7 protein-coding genes are annotated in these 17,043 nt (G+C 47.4%); all 7 read right to left on the minus strand.

Annotated features, from left to right (window positions below; all coding sequences use genetic code 11):
• Positions 1 to 57: 57 nt before the first annotated feature.
• Genes ACYVI9_RS16010 through ACYVI9_RS16040 form a run of 7 tightly spaced genes read right to left on the minus strand, consistent with a single transcriptional unit; the run spans position 58 to position 17,035 of the window.
• Positions 58 to 1,389 carry a hypothetical protein gene (locus ACYVI9_RS16010; RefSeq protein WP_460766477.1) on the minus strand — a complete coding sequence of 444 codons (1,332 nt, stop codon included), beginning with the start codon at positions 1,387 to 1,389 and terminating at the stop codon, positions 58 to 60.
• Between the two features lie 24 nt (positions 1,390 to 1,413).
• A complete protein-coding gene (locus ACYVI9_RS16015) occupies positions 1,414 to 2,568 on the minus strand; it encodes a hypothetical protein (protein WP_460766480.1) in 1,155 nt (384 codons plus the stop codon).
• A 46-nt stretch (positions 2,569 to 2,614) separates the two neighbouring features.
• On the minus strand, positions 2,615 to 4,873 hold the full coding sequence (locus tag ACYVI9_RS16020; RefSeq protein ID WP_460766483.1) for a hypothetical protein: 2,259 nt from the start codon (positions 4,871 to 4,873) through the stop codon (positions 2,615 to 2,617).
• Between the two features lie 18 nt (positions 4,874 to 4,891).
• Positions 4,892 to 6,910, minus strand: a complete 2,019-nt coding sequence (locus ACYVI9_RS16025) for a hypothetical protein (protein WP_460766485.1) — start codon at positions 6,908 to 6,910, stop codon at positions 4,892 to 4,894.
• A gap of 41 nt (positions 6,911 to 6,951) precedes the next feature.
• Entirely contained in the window at positions 6,952 to 7,491 is a 540-nt protein-coding gene (locus ACYVI9_RS16030; RefSeq protein WP_460766488.1) for a hypothetical protein, read from the minus strand.
• Positions 7,492 to 7,493: 2 nt separating this feature from the next.
• Entirely contained in the window at positions 7,494 to 15,650 is an 8,157-nt protein-coding gene (locus ACYVI9_RS16035) for a type IV pilus assembly protein FimV (protein WP_460766490.1), read from the minus strand.
• The gene (locus ACYVI9_RS16040; RefSeq protein WP_460766493.1) at positions 15,650 to 17,035 is read right to left on the minus strand and encodes a hypothetical protein; all 1,386 of its coding nucleotides are present in this window, start codon (positions 17,033 to 17,035) and stop codon (positions 15,650 to 15,652) included. Before ACYVI9_RS16040 ends, ACYVI9_RS16035 begins: the two co-directional genes overlap by 1 nt.
• Between the last annotated feature and the right edge of the window lie 8 nt (positions 17,036 to 17,043).

Here is a 17,043-nt window from a genome sequence, read left to right on the forward strand (position 1 = left end):
GATTTTAAATTAAAAGAAAAGAAGCGGGCCGGACGAGCCAGCCTGCTTCAATATTGCTTAGGAATTAACTTCCAGGAATCCGAAGTGTTGTGCTCCCAGAACTTCAATACACTGGTAAGTGATCCAGCTTACAATTTCAGCTGCCTCACCACCCGATGGGTTGATTTCAGAGAATGCGCCATCATGGATTTCGCCCCATACGCCGTTTCCTTTGTTGGTTACGCCGGTAGGAATCGGCAGATAACGAACCTGAATACGAGGCTGGGTAGTGGCTACCTGGTTGCTATCCATTGCTTTCACGTTTCCTTCAGGGATGAAGTACACACCCTTTGCCTGGATAGTGTTTCCGAAAATTTCCGGCTGATTCAGGATTGGCAGCAGCATTTTCTGGAAGTTGAACCCGCCGAACTTGAATTTATCAACTTCAAAATTGATTTCGCGTCCGTCCATGTTCATCCTGGCAGAAGTAACACCGCTGGAACTGAGGTTTTTGATGGCTACGTCAAAAGGAATCAATGACGCGGTAGATCCCCAGATCTGATAGTTGCTATCAGCTTTCTTGGCGACTAAACCAGCGATCATGTCATTAATGTCGGTAGCGATACCCACGGTTCCGGGGGTTGCTACATCTTCGTTCACACCGTAAGCGGTTACATACTGATGCAGGCCACGCTCAAACTGCATGATGCCACCGTTACCGGGGTCAGTCAGGGCGTTTGTGGTGGTAGAAAACTGAGAAACGGAGATCTGGCCAGCAATGTGGGCTGCGTTAACCTCGGTTTTGTGTTTCAGGAACTTCTCAGCGTACTCTTTACGGGTCCAAACATCAACGCCGTTTACAGTAACCTCGATTTTAGACATTTTCTGAATGTCAGAGATTGAACTGTTTTCACGGAATGCCTGGATCAGGTTGTAGTAGTGAGTTGCACCAATGAACTGGCTCTCACGGTGGTTTGATTTCTCACCCACAGCGTTAGAGAAGAACTTGATTTCATCAGTAGCCACTGCGGTAAGGTTGGTGCCGTCCACAGATTTAATGGTTACCGAATCACTAGAGCCGGGAGTAATCGCGGAAACATAGCCGTTCTTACCATCCGGGAACATCACCTGGTCATTGAGACGGTGGCCACCGGAAGAACCTGCGGTCAGGGAAACTGTGATGGTGGCGGTGCCACTACCAGTAGGCGTACCGGTTACCACACCCGGTTTCCACAAAGCATCGTTCACAAAGGATTCAACCTTTCCGATTTTTGCGGGTTTATAACGACCAAAAGCTCCCATAACATCACAGATGCCATAGTTATTTTGGATATCGATAATACGGGGGAATATGTCGCGCTTATCCATGGACTGGATAGCGGAGACGTAATTTTTAACTGTCGTTGCCATTTCAATTAAATATTAAAAAGTTAATTATTGCCGCTTCATTGCAGCTTCATTCAGCGCTAAGAACGGATCGACCGTAGTCGGGCTCGTGGCTGCTACTGCTCTGTTGGGCGGATTTTCTGTGCTCTCGATAATGTCCTTATTAGCAAGGGTCTTACCGTAGTTGACAAGGCTGGATTCGTATAGTTTCCGGTTTTTTGCGAAGGCGGCGGTTGCAAACCAATGGTCCATGTCCAATTCCCCATCCTTATTCAGAAATAGAGAAAAGAAGTTTTTGTCGCCAGTAGCCATGTCGATCAGTTCCTGGGGATCACTAACCTCAAAGTTGTAATCCCTTTTGTCACCGATTTTCAAAATCTTACTGGAAACAAGGTCCTTGGCGGCTGCACTGTCAATTATCTTTTGCCTGAACTCCTTAGCTTTCGCTTCGGCGTCGGCTGCTACTTTCGCATCAGCTTCAGCTTTCTGGCGATCTGCCTCAGAAGTGTCAGGCTTTTCGGGGATAGCCAGTTTTTTCTGCTCGTCAATGAATTTTTGACGATACTCGTCGGCTTTCTCCTTGCGCAGATAATCATTCAGTTCTGCTGCATCCTCGTCATCCTCATCCGGATCAGTTTCGTATTTCGCTAGTTCCTTCGCATACAGCTTACGGATCACGCTTTCCGGTGCTTTGGGCTTCTCTGCCCGTATGCCTTCCAGTATCACCTCTTCGTCACTCATAGAACCGTAATCCTTAGCGTGAACTTCGAGGTACTTTTTGGCATCACCGTTCGCTTCCATATGCTTTTGCAAATTGATAACGAACTCACTGATTCCTAACTCTTTGAGAATCTCATCCTTATCACCTAAAAGTGAAAGAACTTCGGCCTTACTCTGGTTACGAACCAACTCTTTCCAATCCTGAGCCGCAGTCTCTGTCTCAGACTCACTGGTTGGTGTTTCCGGTGTAACCTCGGTTTGTTCTACTGCGTCAGCTTCAGGGGCTTCTGCCGGCGTGGGTTCTTCTGGATCGGCTTCTGCCGCTTCAGGGTTTTCCGGAGCCGGTTCATCCTCCGTTTTGACTTCTTCCGTTGTGGTTTGCTCTTCTGTCGGATCTCCGAGATTATCAGTCTCTGGCAACGCGGAGAAATTCGAGAAATCCAAACCTTCCATTACGGGCGCATTTTCAGTATTATCAGCCATAATGTAAAGTTAAATAGTTTATCATTAAAATACAAAGTATTTATATTTATTGCAAAAAGTTATTTGGCTGCTGGGTAATCTTGGCAGTCTCGATCTTGCCTTCATTGCTTTTTTCCTGTACCTGGTTGGCGCCAGCCATCTTCATTTGCAGCATCTGAACGTCGAATTGCTTCTTCAGGGCTTCCAGCTGTGCCTTCAGTTCATACTCCTTGGTCAACGTCTGCTGTTTAGCCTGTTCGGCTACCATCGCACTTTGCTGCTGGACCTGCCCGTTCATCTGCATCATCTGTAATTCGTGCTCCTTGGCTTCTTTCTGGCGCTTGGCCACCCGATAAGCCAGGATCGTCCACGCCTGCTTCAAATTCTGGGTTTCCATGACCGTTATATAGTCCTCAGGGCTTATCATGCCGTTAGCCTCCTTCATGCTGATCTGCTGCAGCAGCATATTCCGTTCTTCCATCGTAGGTTGGTCCTGCATCATAATACCCCAGTCGTGCAGCGCTATATCCGGAGAAACAGATATGAATTTCATGGACTCCTGGCCCAATGCTGGCAGTAGCCCCTCTATATTTTTACGCTTGACGGCTATGATCATCCGCTGTGCAACTCCCCTGGCAAGCATCAACCCCAGCTTTTTATCAGCTTCCATGAGCGGACGAAGTGCGTTATTCGTAGCTTCAGACCCCAGTTGCGCCACATAGTTTAACAACTTCGGGTTCGGGCTGCTACCATCTGTAATCTCATTCAGGCCGATAATATCCCTCATTTCAGCCAGCAAACGGGCTAAATCATTCACCAGCACCTGGTATTCCTGAGCCATACCTGTTGGCCGGATGTCCACTGCCTTATAATTTATGTTCTCGCCTGATATGTCTTTCCGCCTGTTGGGGAGCATAAAATGCTGCTGCACCATGTTCAGGATCTCCCGCGGCGTCATTTCCTGACCTGCGTTACCTAAAGCCACGTTTTCCAGGCTGTCCAGATCCACATCTATAATATATGGTATCCACCGGTTTTTAAAGTTCTGGATCTTGTAAACCGTCAGGTGATACTCATCTATAATAGGGATGACCCGTTCCATCAGCCCCTTCGCGCTCATATCTTTGAACTGGTACGCGTAAAAGTGGTAGCTCAGATCTGTGGCCGCCCGATTACGCTTTCCCCGCTTCATGTCCGTAGCCAGCCCGAAATCATAGATGTACTCCGTGCCTATAATCCATTTACCGCGATAAACCACCTCCCTTTTCTTGGTCGTGAATTTCGGGATCTCAACGCCATTGAACTTCAGGCTGCCCTCTGTATCACCTCTAAAGTCAACTTCCCGCCTGATTACCAGGTTACCCCTCTTATCAACCCTGGTTTGAAAAGTATCGTCATTCCAACTAAAGAACTCAAAATCCAACACCGCGACCTTTATCCCATCCCACCAGTCATTATAGCGGCTTTCATCAGGACTGTATGTCACAGATCCGTTGTGTGCGCGGGCATTGCTTGCAATATTTTCCATTTCTTCTGAGCTGAACTTTGCTGCCAGCTGGGAAAGCGGGATATCTACTTTCTCACCCACATAGGTTTTATCGGAAAAGTCCGGTTTCCGGCAGAAACTCATGACGATATCCTTTGGTTGGCAGGAACGGATGCGCACATCGCCATTCTCGTCAATCCACTCCTTATAGCCAGCCACCCCGTAATCAAACAAGTTCTCGCAGGATTCTTTCCGAGCCGTATCATAGTCATTTTTATAAAGTATTAGCTGAACGGCTAATTCTGCTTCCATAGCCATCTTGGTTTTGAACCCGTAGCTTTTACTCATTTCCAGTTCTTCCAGGTTCAAAGGCTCTCCCGGCATCCGGGTCAACGCGGCATTACCCGCCAGTTCCGGATCGAGTTTACTAAGGATATCCCGCATGGCCAGTTTTGTTTCGATATCCTTGAAGTAATTATCAGCTTCATCCTTTGCAACCGGGTCGATCGGAGTACAGGTATAATTATAACCGCGGGCTAGTGTTTTAGATAGACCTATGTCTCTGAGTTTCGCAGCTATCGGCCGCACACTCCAATCCGTGTTTACCCAGGATTTAGCATCCATACAGTCTTTGTCATCCCCCACCAGCTGCTTTCTATAGCCATCTGTACTTTGCTCACCCATCACATAGCTATCAATTTTAAGGTACTGATCCAACTTTCCGTTAAATATTACACTGGAACGCGTACACCAATCAGACCAGATAGCTTTAGCGAATTGAAGTATCCATTCTTTGCCTTTCTTATCAGCAGGTAAGTCGTGTTTCGGAAATAATATCATTTCTACTATTTTTAATTGTTAGGCAATTTTTCTGAATAAATCTTCCACCTCTGTTAGCTCACGTTCCTTGCGGAGGTACGCCGTATTTGCGCAGGCAACCTCCGTCCACAATGTCGCCATTGTGAGATCATATTTACGGGTATCGCGTATATCGAACTGCAAAAAGTCCTCGATTTGGTCTATGAAATATAGCTTGTCTGAATTTTCCTCGATCATGAGCTCCAACATCTCGCTCGCATCCTGCTTATTGCCCTCGGTAGACGGGACACCAGGTTCGCTGTACCCCTTTAGCTTCATAAGGAACGGCTCATACCCCCGGCCGATAAAATACCTTTTGATACCGGGTTTATTGTTTTCAAACAATACGGAGCACCCAAAATAGTGACACTGCTTTATCATATCCTCGTAAAACAGCGGTGCTGTCTGTGGTCGGAACTTATACCTACATACATAAGCGTTCGCGAACGGGTCCGTCTCATCCATCAGCGAGGACTTCTGCTTTACGATGGATGCGCCATTCGAGCGCTTATATTTATCCTGGGTAGTATCATGATCATAGGGGTCAACGCCGGATCCAAACTTCCAGTTATTCCTGGGATACCATAGCGACCCTTTTTTCTCGGTAATATTTGTTTCGTCAGGGTTGAGTATAAATCCCCGCGGCATCTGCCAGCGACCATGCCTGTTTTTCTCCCAAACAACCCGTGTTTTATCCTTATCGGCCCAGATTAGATTACCCTTTTCAATGATATCATCGTTCCAAGATAGATAGTCACGCTGGTCATTCAGCTTTATCGAATTGTATATACATTTATCCTCATCAAACCTGAACGCCTCTTCGATACTAAGTGGGTATTTACGGATTTCCTGGGCCAACGCGCGCGGATTGTTCTCCAAAGTTTTACGCGCAGCCATGATTAACTCCAATCCGCGTTTTTCATCCGACACGCCGTACTTATCGACAACCCGGTAGCGGGTAGCCGGCGTAAAGAACCGATATAAACCAGATACTGTAGATCCATCGGCGCCACGGTTGTTCTGGTCGCTATCCCGCCACAACTCGCGGAACGCTTCCGATATACCTACCCGGTCGGTTTCTAACTTTTCTACTGTTGTCGTGTACAGTGCTTTTCCTATGATACGCCCCGCCGGGTCTTTGAGACACGGTTTGACTACGTTGTGCCTGTCGTAGACATTCACTTCAGCGGTTTTACCGCACTCATCTGCTACATATCTGTGTATCTTGGATCCATCATACGCATATTCGGATGCACTCGCAAAGTCAATATGTGAGTTAAGCTCTTCCTTTTCCTCTTCAAAGTCGATTTTGCTACCCCGTTTGCTGGTTGCCTGGAAATCTATTGACTTTTTAGGCGTGTCACCCTGCGCTTTATCGTACTCAGGCCGGAAAAAAGAAGGTAGTTTTTTGAATGGCCACACGATAGTCTTAGTGAACATCTTACGGGCATCAGTCTCCGTTTTAGACTGGATACCCCCGTTGGTCTCTTCAGACCGGGCTACGTACTCGTAAATAAATAACCCCGCTTTATACGATTTACCCGACCGGCGCTGCGTCACGTTGTCCATCCCCAGACAGATCGGATCATCAATACAGTATTTAAGAAAATAAAAATACTCCCTGTCAACCTCCCAGTAATGCGGATATCCTATGTCAATTTTCCACCATTGCAAATACATGTAGTGGTCGCCCGTAATGTAGGTGGGTTTGCCGTTATTCATGAACCACGCCCCATTCAGCCTGCGATCCCACTCCTGACTTTCATACTCATCGCATTTCTCATCGAAATACTCGGGATCGAGTTTTCTTTTCTTGATGGCTTCTTTCGTAGCTTTTTTATACCAGTCCGGGATTTCCTCCCGCTGCCAATACTGATTCTCTTTTTTAGTGCTGCGTTTAATGATTTCCCGGTCCTCTAACGCACCCGTGAGCAGATTATATACTTTACCCACCGGCGGTAGCTGGCACTTCAGCCCCTGTATCTCAACAAAACTGCCGCCTTTTATGGGTTTATACATAGTTCAAAATTAATATAAATACTTTATCTTTTTATAATAAGCTATTTGTACTTCGATGCCTGGATTTTTTTAGATATGGATTCTGCGGAAACGCGTTTACGAGCTGCCTTCTCTTCCCCTGTTTTATTCACATCATCCGGATTAAATTTCTCAGACAAAGTTTCCAGCATTTCATTCAGGGTCATTACGCTTTCAGCCGTTACTTTTTTCATGTTAACGGCTGCCAGCTTATCCTTGTCCTCTCCCGCCCCTACCGTCATGACCGGTTTAATCAGAAACTCCATTTGCTCCCACATTGCAGTCTCAATGGCTGAAATCGCTGCCCAGACCCGACTATTTACCAACTTCAGGTATCCCATGATCGCTTCTGTTTCCGATCCGTCGGGTTCGTATCCTGCATATTCTGATCCATGAAGCCTGCGATCTTTCAGGTCCGGGTACTTTTTAACCAGGGGGCTCTTCGGGTCATATACTGCTATCACCCAGCGCATCTGCTTTTCACCCCCTAGCTCTTCCAGGGCATCTGCTTTCAGCCAGAAATCAATATCATCAGGGTTATATAAACATTTTTTAAAGTCCATGCTTAGTTCTGTTTTTCTGGTTGCTCCCATACCGGGTACTTACTTTCGCTACGGATATAACTCTCCTTTAAGAACTTTCCACCCTCTATGCGGCGGGTATTATCTATAACATTACCAAACAGGGTATTTTCCAGGTGGTCAATCATAATTGGTCTGAAGTTGGTGCCTGTTGTTTTGTTAACCCATTTTGCTACCTCGATAGCCCACTCGGGGGTAATAACTTCTCCCTTCTTATTGGTTTTCACTACAGCTTCCGGCGGGATATCACCTTTTAAATATTCACGATTCACCTTGCCCGGTATCAGGTCCTTATGATACCTGGAATTACGATCATTAGCACGTTCATAGAGTAATTTCATCAAAGGCGTGGTGGCGCTAAACAAGCTCTCTGTTGTATATGTTTCTCCAACAGCGTTCTCTTCGTATTGCTTCAGGTAGCTATCGTATGTACGACCCTTGTGCTCTTCAAATTCTAAGTCAACGGGTGTTATCTCACCTCCTATCTTTTTGACCATTAGCTGCAAAGCTTCCGGATCCTCGTGTTTCACAAATTCTACAACCCCGTTGGCTGCGTGGTTTATAAGCGCAGGAATATCACGTACCCCCAGCTTAAGATAATCCGGGTGTTCAACTCCGTCTTCGTCCTTAAACGTACCCAGTCGTACCATAATATTCTTATTTCGATCAAATTCTGTAATGTTCTGCTTCATTTCCTTTTCATCGTCGTCATCTGCGTAATTTGCTATGGCATTGAGAACAATAGGGATTGCCATTGCGCTAAACTGTGCAAGTAGCGTCCCCCGATCTGCTGCCGATAACCTAACCCCATCACCCGTCAACCCAAGCATATTACCCAGCCTACGAAGATCTGATACCTGCCCTTTTACCCGGGCTGAGAAAAACTGAAACAGCAACGATAAAGCCTTCATGCCTGTTGAAGCAGCTGCAAAGTTTGGCGACCCTGCCATGTTCTGCATTTCAAAGGCTACTGCGTCTAAAGCTGCTGTAATATCTTTCGGTCCATTCGCCTTTCCGAGTGCTTTTTTCCAGCTCGTCAGCCCCATGCTTTTAATGCCTTCCGCGTCCATACCCCGCTCCATCGCAACGATCTTATGGGATTCCTCCATAACTCTACCCAGTTTGTGCATAATACCAATAACGCCGCTGGCGCTGGTTTTTATCCGCTGCCAGCTGGATGGGTCAGTGGCCTTTAGCTTTTCTTTTTTCTCAATAAACAGGTCATCAAACAGCCCGGCCGAATAGCCACCACTTTGCATAAACGCTTTGTACATCGAGGTCCGTTTTGCATCTACCCCAAAACTGCGGGCTACCGGACGCCCTATGTGTTCATACAGGCCAATCAATAAAGCTTCCACGTATTGCGGTACAAACAAGATGGCGTTAGCCGCTCGGTCTGCCGCATTACGTCCTGCAAATATTCCGTACTTAGAGACGGTAGCATTACGTACCATATCAATGGCCATATTCTTTGTCTGAAACCCAAGACTTAGTGTAATGACACCTGCGCGAAAGATTTTATTAAACCAGTTTGCAATTTTCATGAGAAGATTCAACTCTATTCTATCCATCCCTTTTAGCACTTTAGCAGCGTTTTCATTAACCACTAAGAACCGTTGCTTTCCTAAAACTTTGTATGGAACTGAGTCGAATCCTTCAGGGACTTTTATATTCGACACGATCGGGTTTTTAGCCACCGTGTAGCCAAACATATCGCTTGCATCGGTAGCCAGATCCACAAAGCCTGCAAGTTTCAGAAGATTACTGTTTCGCGCAGCTATCCGGTAACTATCATATATCATATTCGCAAACCTGTCGAACACATTTCCTATGCTGAAGCCTACTTCGCTCAGTGCCTGCATTTGGTCATTGTAGTCCTGCTGAGAGAGTTGCCCTGCCGTAAACTGGGATTCCAAACTATCCACCGCCAGCTTATAATACTCGTCCTGCGTAATCTGGCCATTGTCAAACCAGTCTTTAAGCCTGTTCAGGGCGATATTACTCGTATCCTTGATCTTGGGATCGATACCCTTTATTTTCTTGATTATGTTGGCCGAAGTAAGTGACTTGGCATTTGTATCCGCGACACGTTGTACTGATTGCACAACCGCGAATGGCGCATAAAAATCATTCTTATTGCGGATATCCCGGTACGTTTCCGTAGAAATAATACCGGACTGACGCAGCCTTATTAGTATGCGATTGGCGAATCCCTGCATCAGTTTGGCGCGTTCTACGAAATCAGCTTCCAGCCCAGCATCCCGGACGGCTTCGATAGTGGCTTTCGCTGTTGTCAACGTCAAGGCGCCCGTAGCCCTGCTGCCGGCGTCCGGATCTGCTTCTTTATCCATAGCTTCCTGGGCCAACCTGTCTGCCGTACGTAGCGCAAGCACGTAAGCATGAAAGTCATCCGCCAACGATTTTAATTTCTGAGCTCCGGCGGGCATCTTGCTGGCCAGTTTACTTTTACCCCGCAATCCGTGTAATACCGTTTCCAAAAATTCTGAGACCTCGAGTTCAGCGGGACCTTTGACATCCTGCTCCATCACCCGGCCCAGCGGCATCTTACTGTGCGGCATATCGTAGTAGCTCTCAATCGCTCTATGCAGCTGGGTGACGTACCTGTATGGGTTATCAATGTGAGTCGAAAGGTTCCTAAACCAGTTCCATGTCTTGGATACAAACCCTTCTTTGGCTTCCGCTTTCTTTCTGACGTTAGCCATTTTACCCAGTTCGACTCCTGCCTGCGATTCAGAAATATCACCAATCCTCTGAAAAGCATCCTCTATCTGCTTTTGTTTTTCTTCCGAAAAGAATGGTGATATATTAGGCTGAGTGTTCGATGCCGCAAATTTTACAGTCGGTGCCTTCGAGCGCTCTGTAGTTACTTTCAGGGGTGCACCTTCGACGATTCTCGCAGCCATTGCTTCGGCAAAGTTCCCCCACTTCTGACCCATATACTGGGCGGATGTAAATTTTTCAAATTTGGGAATACCTAAAACGTTCTTGACCTTGTTCCAGAAATCTTTCAGCCATGTTTTGAATTTACTCCTGTCTTGCACCATCTTCTCTCCTCTATCACCAACTGCGCGGGCAAGCGCTTCCTCGGCTACAAAAGCATCGGCCTTAGCAACAGACATACCTTTCATTTGAGCCTGGTAAAACGGATCCTTACGGACGGCTTTATTATATGGATTATTTTTATCCGCAAACAATTTTAGACCGGCCGCTCTCAACTCTAACGCTTCAGTCTTTGCCCACTCTAAAAATACGTGTGCCGCTTCGTGAATCGGTGTATTGAGATTTAGCTTAGCCCCGTTCAGAACGATACCATTCTTGCCCTGGTAGCCATATATCCCTTTTGAATTTTTGAAGATGGAAACATTTCCGCCGGTCGCTTCTTTCAACGCAGCATCCCAAGCTCTGCCCGTTAATACGTCAACCCGGAAGCCCGGAATTTTACTGAATAGTTTCTTAATAGAATCTACGATACCCTTGAACTTTGGGCTGGTTTCGCCCACGGTTTCGTGTGGCTCGATCTCGGATTCAAAGGGTAGTTCGTCATCTACGCTTTCTTCTTCTGATTGAACCTGCGAATCCGCGCCATCAGTTCCAGTACTTCCTGTTTCTTCTTCGGATTCCTTTGCTTCTTGGGTGGGTTTTCCTGTGTTTTTTCTGATTTCATCTTCCAGTTTATTTGACGCTTCTTCCGGCAAATTAAGTATATCCGGATCAAAGCCGCTAAAATCGTTCTCCAATTTCACCCAATCTACGCTTCCGTCGTCCTTTCTATACTTTTCTACAATGTCCTCAAATGTAGTAAATTCTGCGTCACTGAGTGTATCCGTAACCTCATCCACGGAATCCTCTAACCCCAGGCTCCGGTAGTACTCCTGCTCGGCTTCGGCCATATCCGTATGATGCCGATCATACAGCTCCTCCGCCATGCTCTTATAGGTGTTATGCCCTAATAATACATCTTCCAACGCGTTGCGGTAGTCCATATCCGTGCTCTGATCGCCCACGGGTCTATTCTCGTATAACCAATGTGCCAAAGCATCTAAACCCCGACCGCTTGCTGAATGCAGACCAATGCGGCTGCGCCGCTCAGCTTCTACCCGTTTTCCCGCATTCATGTGCAGTCTAGGGTCCTGCCCGCCAAACAGCTTTCTAACGGCGTCGGTGATATTCATTTTACCCCCAGATGCAAAATACGCAAGTATGTTGTCTCTTGCATTAGTAAATTCCGCTCCATTATCATCCAACTCCCGCATCATCAGTGCGGCAGTCGCCGGCCGTTCTCTTTCAAGCACTTCCTCTACTTCATCTTGCGGAGGTTTAAGACCATACTCCCTGTCTATACGGTCGTACTCATCCTGTAGCTGCCTGTTCAACTCGGCAATGGTGCTCATGTCTCTACGCGACTCGCCAGCCTTCCAGTTAGCGATAGCCTTTTCCCGAGTTCTCTTGTTGCCTACAGCTCTGCCGTTATAAGTTACCGAGTATTTCCCATCCTTTTTGCGCGTAACAACGTAGGCTTTAGGCTTTCCATCGCGCGATATAACTTTCACGGCACCGGAGTCCTCTTCCTTCAGTTGTTCCATAATGATTTCCTCGACCACTTTTTTCTCTTCTTCCGCAGCAATCATTCGGTCGTACTCTTCCTGTTCTTCGGGGGTAAGGGGTTCCGGCTCCCTTTGCGGCTCTGCATCAATTTCAGCAGGGCTTCCTTCGGCAGTTTTCTTAGTTGCTCTTTTGCGCTTGGCTTTTTGATTTCTTTTTTCATTGTGCTGATCGATTAAGTTTTTGATATCCTCGTTGGTAGTGGCCTCCGCAAGCAAGGCGTCTGCTTCCGCATCTGGCATTTCATCGAGCTCTTTCAGTCTCACTTCGTAAGCGATTTGCTCCGCGGTGTTCCCACCAACTACTTTCTCCTGCCCGGTTTCATCTTTCAAAGTGACTGTGCGGGTGCCATCCCCGTGTTCGTTTATCACAGGGGACGTGTACTGGTCGTCACCAATCCTTACTACGCCCATGTCATCGATAAGTCGGGGCTGCTCCCTGGGTGCTGCCTTTACCTCGTAGTCCAGCCGGCCGTTTTTACCAACTATGTATTCGTCGCCGCCGGGTGTTTCCACAACGTGCTCACCTTCTGGGGTCGTATATAACGTTCCTGTAACTTTTCTGTCGCCGACCTGGGTTGTCACGGTCCTGTTTTCCATACCCTCAACAAGGCTAGATTTTTTGGCTACGGGTGCTGGCTCCGGCTCTGCCTTGACTTCAGCAGGTTCCGACTCGGGCTTAACCTCAGTGGCTTCTGGTTCTGTCTTGACTTCAGCAGGTTCCGGCTCGGGCTTAGCCCCAGTTGGCTTATTTGCTACCTGAGCTTCCAGGTCCGCTATCTGCCTATTTACATCGTCCAGGTCTTTTTTCAGCTGTATGTCGGTCGGGTTCGCCACCATCTCTTCTTCAATCTCCTGCTTATATTGTGTCAGCTCATCCAACTGAACCTGGGGGTCGGTTTCAGCTTCTTCCGCCGTTTCGCCTTTAGCTGTGGCCAGTATTTTCTCATCATCCTCGCCCGTGTGGATCAGTTCATTCTCATCATTAGCTGTCTTGACAGCCTCCTGCGCCTGCGTTTTTATGGCTGGGGAATCCGATGCCAAATCATCCGCGGCGTCAAGTTTTAGATAGTTATTATAAGCGATAACGGCTTTCTGCCGATCAGAGTAGGGTCGGCCATTTACTTTTACTGTTGGCGTGGCGCTTACTGCCTGAGACGCTTTATCAATCACTTCGATCCACTGATTTCTCTCTTCTGCGGATATCTCGCCATCATTGTATAATTTCTCATAATACCCTTTAGCCTTTTCTGGGTCAGCCCCGTACTGCTGGATCTGGTGTTTTACGTCCATACCCACGTTGGCGCCTTTCTTAGCCAGCCCCAGGAATGCCATCGGCTGCCAGCCTATAAACGTAGTCAAGAAGTCCGGGTTGCCAGCCGTGGGGTCGGCTGCTTCCCCAAATACGTGTTCATCCGTCAGTGCCTGCAACTTACCGGATGCATATTCAGATAAGGCTTCCTTTCCAGCTTCTACCTCATTTTTTACAATGCCCTTACCCAGCGTCGCCATGACTTTACTTAAACTACGTTTACCAGCCCCTTTTACTGCTGCATCCCACTCCGCTTTCGTAACTTTTTTTAGTATTTGACCGAGTGCCCCCGTTGTGGATCCGGCCATTTTTTTGATAATGGTAAAATCCCCGGGAAACATTTCTGACAGAGCCTCTATGGTCGTATCAATCATTGCCCGCGTTTCAGGATTAGCCACGCCCTCACGTATGCGGGCAGACTTCATTTGTTCGTACATGGTTAGAAAAGTACCTTTAAAAAGCGAAGCCATCTCCGTGCCGCGAGACATATTAGCACCCACGCCGGAGCCCCCTGTTAAGTAGGCCACTGCCATCATGGGCAAAACCTGTCCCATAACATCGGTAACTGAATTTAAAAATACTTTACCGGTCAGATTCATTTTCGGATCGATAGCTTTTACGGATACATCCCCGTAATTCTGGGAGATCAGCTTTCTGGCTGCAGCAAACTTCTCGTCATATCCCAGATCCCCTTTTTTGATATCCTGTAAATCCGGCGTCGTCGTACCATAATCAGTTCTCGTGGTCTGATAGGGCGTCTCACTTTCCGGGTGCATTAAAGCCGTATCCAGCCACTCGTCCATACCCAGGTTCCGCAACTCCATAACGGCTTTATCCTTATCTGAGCCAAACAGCTTTACAAGTATATCCTCAGGCAACCTCAGTAAGTTCTCAGTCGTACGACCGGCCATAATGCCAAACTGCTGGGCGTTATTGTATCTGCTGCCAACTGCATTCTGAACAAGCCTGTCTATTTCATATTTATACCAACCGGGGTACCTGTTTTTCTGTGTCCGGATTTGCGCATCAATATCACCTTGCCGCTGCAGTAGATGCTCGGCAACGGCTTTATCTTGATCGGTCCAGTCATCCATAGGTTTCCTAAACACCCTGTCCAGTGACTCGCTCACAGCCCCCTGCTCCATGCGCAAGCCTATATCTTCCAGTTCTTTAGCCTTCATATCCCAGCCGACTTTACCATCGAAGGTGGGCATATCATCTTTGGTCTGGGTCACGTAGTTCTCCATCCGCGCTGCCTGTGCCGGGTAGAATGTTTTCATCCAGTCCAACGCAATCATTTGTCTACGGTTTATCTTCCCTGCTAACGGGTTACCTGCTACTTCTTCGTCGTTCCCGAAGATTAGCTGATCCGCATACGTTTTCTGGCGGTCCACCGCCAACGCGTCAATGATCTTATTTTGCAACTGCGTATCGTTGACGTACTTATGTACGGTGTCAACCATCTCCTGCGAATTGAGTTTTGACTGTTCATAAGATTCCTCGGTTTCCTTATTGAAATTATTCAGCCGGGTGATTATGGCAGCAGCCGCTTCTGGACTCTCGTTTTTCGATATGTTCTGCGCCAGCAAGCCCTGCCATGTGTTGGCAGCGACCTGCCTTCTATACAACCCCGGATTCTTTTCTTTTAGCTCGGCCAACTTCTCGTAGTCGGTGTTTTCCGTTACGGGCATATCGCGCGTATCCTCCGCCAAACCTCTGTAGACGTCGGCTTTTTCTCCGTATTTCTCGGTAAGATCAATCTTCTTTTCGTCATTTCCTACGCGAACGGAAGGCGCCCCGGGTACGTTCCCGTAGTTTGTTGGCACGCCGGCGGCTTCGTTATGATCCAAATCTTTTTTATAGTTAAGAAAACCCTGATTGAACTCAGTATCCATCGGTGTTACATCCTGCGCACCCCCTTGCAAATCCCCGACTTTCACGGTTGCTTTCAGCTTCCGGCCAGTCACGCTGGTCATGAAAGCCCCCTTGCTACCGCCCAGCTGGTTATCCTGAAATCCAACATCCTTTAGTATATCATACACCCCGGCTGCCTTATTCCAGTCCTTCATATTCTCGACAAAGGTTTCCCTGTCGCCGCCCAGCTGCTCGGGTACGAATCCTACTTCGATCATGGTGTCGTAGAGTTTCGCACTCTTGGACGGTGGATCGATAACGCTGGTTTCAATATTTTCTAGTCCTTCAGCCATCAGAATACGCTTTTAATAGTGCTTATTTTGTTTTTATCAACGCCAGACTTCGCTTTTGTTGCCGGTTTTGTTGCCGGTTTTGTTGCCGGCTTCCCTGCATTAAGATTCTTAATTACATTTTGCGGATGGAAGGGCGAATCCGTTGTTACCTCTTTATAGGGTTTCGGTTTGGCATACTTCTCCGGATGCCTTTTCCTATCTTCTTCAGCTGCAAGCTTTTCTTTCTCAATGCTCATACGCATTTTTTCGTTACGCATCTCTTTATACTCTGCATCTGCCGGGTCCTTGGTATTTACGCTCACTGATATCTTCGGCTCCATCACTGTATTGCTTTCTCTGGTCAGCGCCTTTGTATTTGCATTATTATTTATGAGGTCCGTCATTACTTTACGGCGGGCGTATTCGATATCTGTAGCCCCGATCTGGATGCCTTTTTCACGCAATGGCTGCACATATTTCTTGGCTTCGTTATCAATAAACCATTTGCCTTCTGGCGTCTCATTATAAAAGAGTTCGTATGCAGGCGCGGTGATTACCGGTGCTGCAGCTTTACCGGTTACCGGATCAATATATTCTTTATTGTCGTGGTCAATGAACGGTTGCATTTTGCGACCCACCCCGGTTATGTTTCCGTTGGCATCTCGGTTGATGGTATCTATCAGGGGGTCGTAACTTACCGTACCCTGATACGTTGACGCTACTTTCCGACCGGAACTGTCTTTTCTGGTATCCGAGATGGTGCCGCTCTCCGTGCTGAGCTGCCTGCCCTGGATCGCTTTAACAAGTTTGGCTGGACTTCCGGAGCCCAGTTGCATCGAGTTCTCAGCTAGAATGTCGGATATATTATTAGCCGCTGATTCAAAATCTATCTGGCTCAGCGGTTTTAGAACCTTCTTACCATTTTCATCCACGTCATAAAAAATAGAGTTCTTCACTACCTGATCAACTGCACGGCCGGAAAAACCATAGCCTTTATACTCCTTCTTGGCCTCATTCGTGGCTGCAATAAGTTCCTTGTACCCCTTCGATGCCTTACTTATTCTGGTCAAATCCATTTCCAGATTAGTACGGAGCGTCAACGGATCGATGTCACCTTTTTTATTTAGGTCCGTGTATTTCTGGCGAACTTTCATTAACTCACCTGTCACGGCCGGATTGTATAGCTCAGACAGGTCGTAGTCATCCGAGTCTGTCATCCGATCAATGGTCAACTGGTTGTTCGCCTGTTCGCGCTTTGCCTGTTGCGCCAACTGTAGTCCCTGACGCTGCTCATAGCGCTGTTGCGCCCGGTTTTCACGCTGGATCGCTGCAATATTTGAGATCGCTCTCTGTAAACCGTTGGCGCCTTCATTATCGAAAACCGCACCTCCTAAACCTACTGGCATGATAATAT

This window comes from Niabella terrae (assembly GCF_054783135.1).

Excerpts from the sequence above, each read along its gene's own strand:
- ACYVI9_RS16010 (WP_460766477.1), bottom strand. The coding sequence starts at position 1,389 with ATGGCAACGACAGTTAAAAATTACGTCTCCGCTATCCAGTCCATGGAT.
- ACYVI9_RS16015 (WP_460766480.1), bottom strand. The coding sequence starts at position 2,568 with ATGGCTGATAATACTGAAAATGCGCCCGTAATGGAAGGTTTGGATTTC.
- ACYVI9_RS16020 (WP_460766483.1), bottom strand. The coding sequence starts at position 4,873 with ATGATATTATTTCCGAAACACGACTTACCTGCTGATAAGAAAGGCAAA.
- ACYVI9_RS16025 (WP_460766485.1), bottom strand. The coding sequence starts at position 6,910 with ATGTATAAACCCATAAAAGGCGGCAGTTTTGTTGAGATACAGGGGCTG.
- ACYVI9_RS16030 (WP_460766488.1), bottom strand. The coding sequence starts at position 7,491 with ATGGACTTTAAAAAATGTTTATATAACCCTGATGATATTGATTTCTGG.
- ACYVI9_RS16035 (WP_460766490.1), bottom strand. The coding sequence starts at position 15,650 with ATGGCTGAAGGACTAGAAAATATTGAAACCAGCGTTATCGATCCACCG.
- ACYVI9_RS16040 (WP_460766493.1), bottom strand. The coding sequence starts at position 17,035 with ATGCCAGTAGGTTTAGGAGGTGCGGTTTTCGATAATGAAGGCGCCAAC.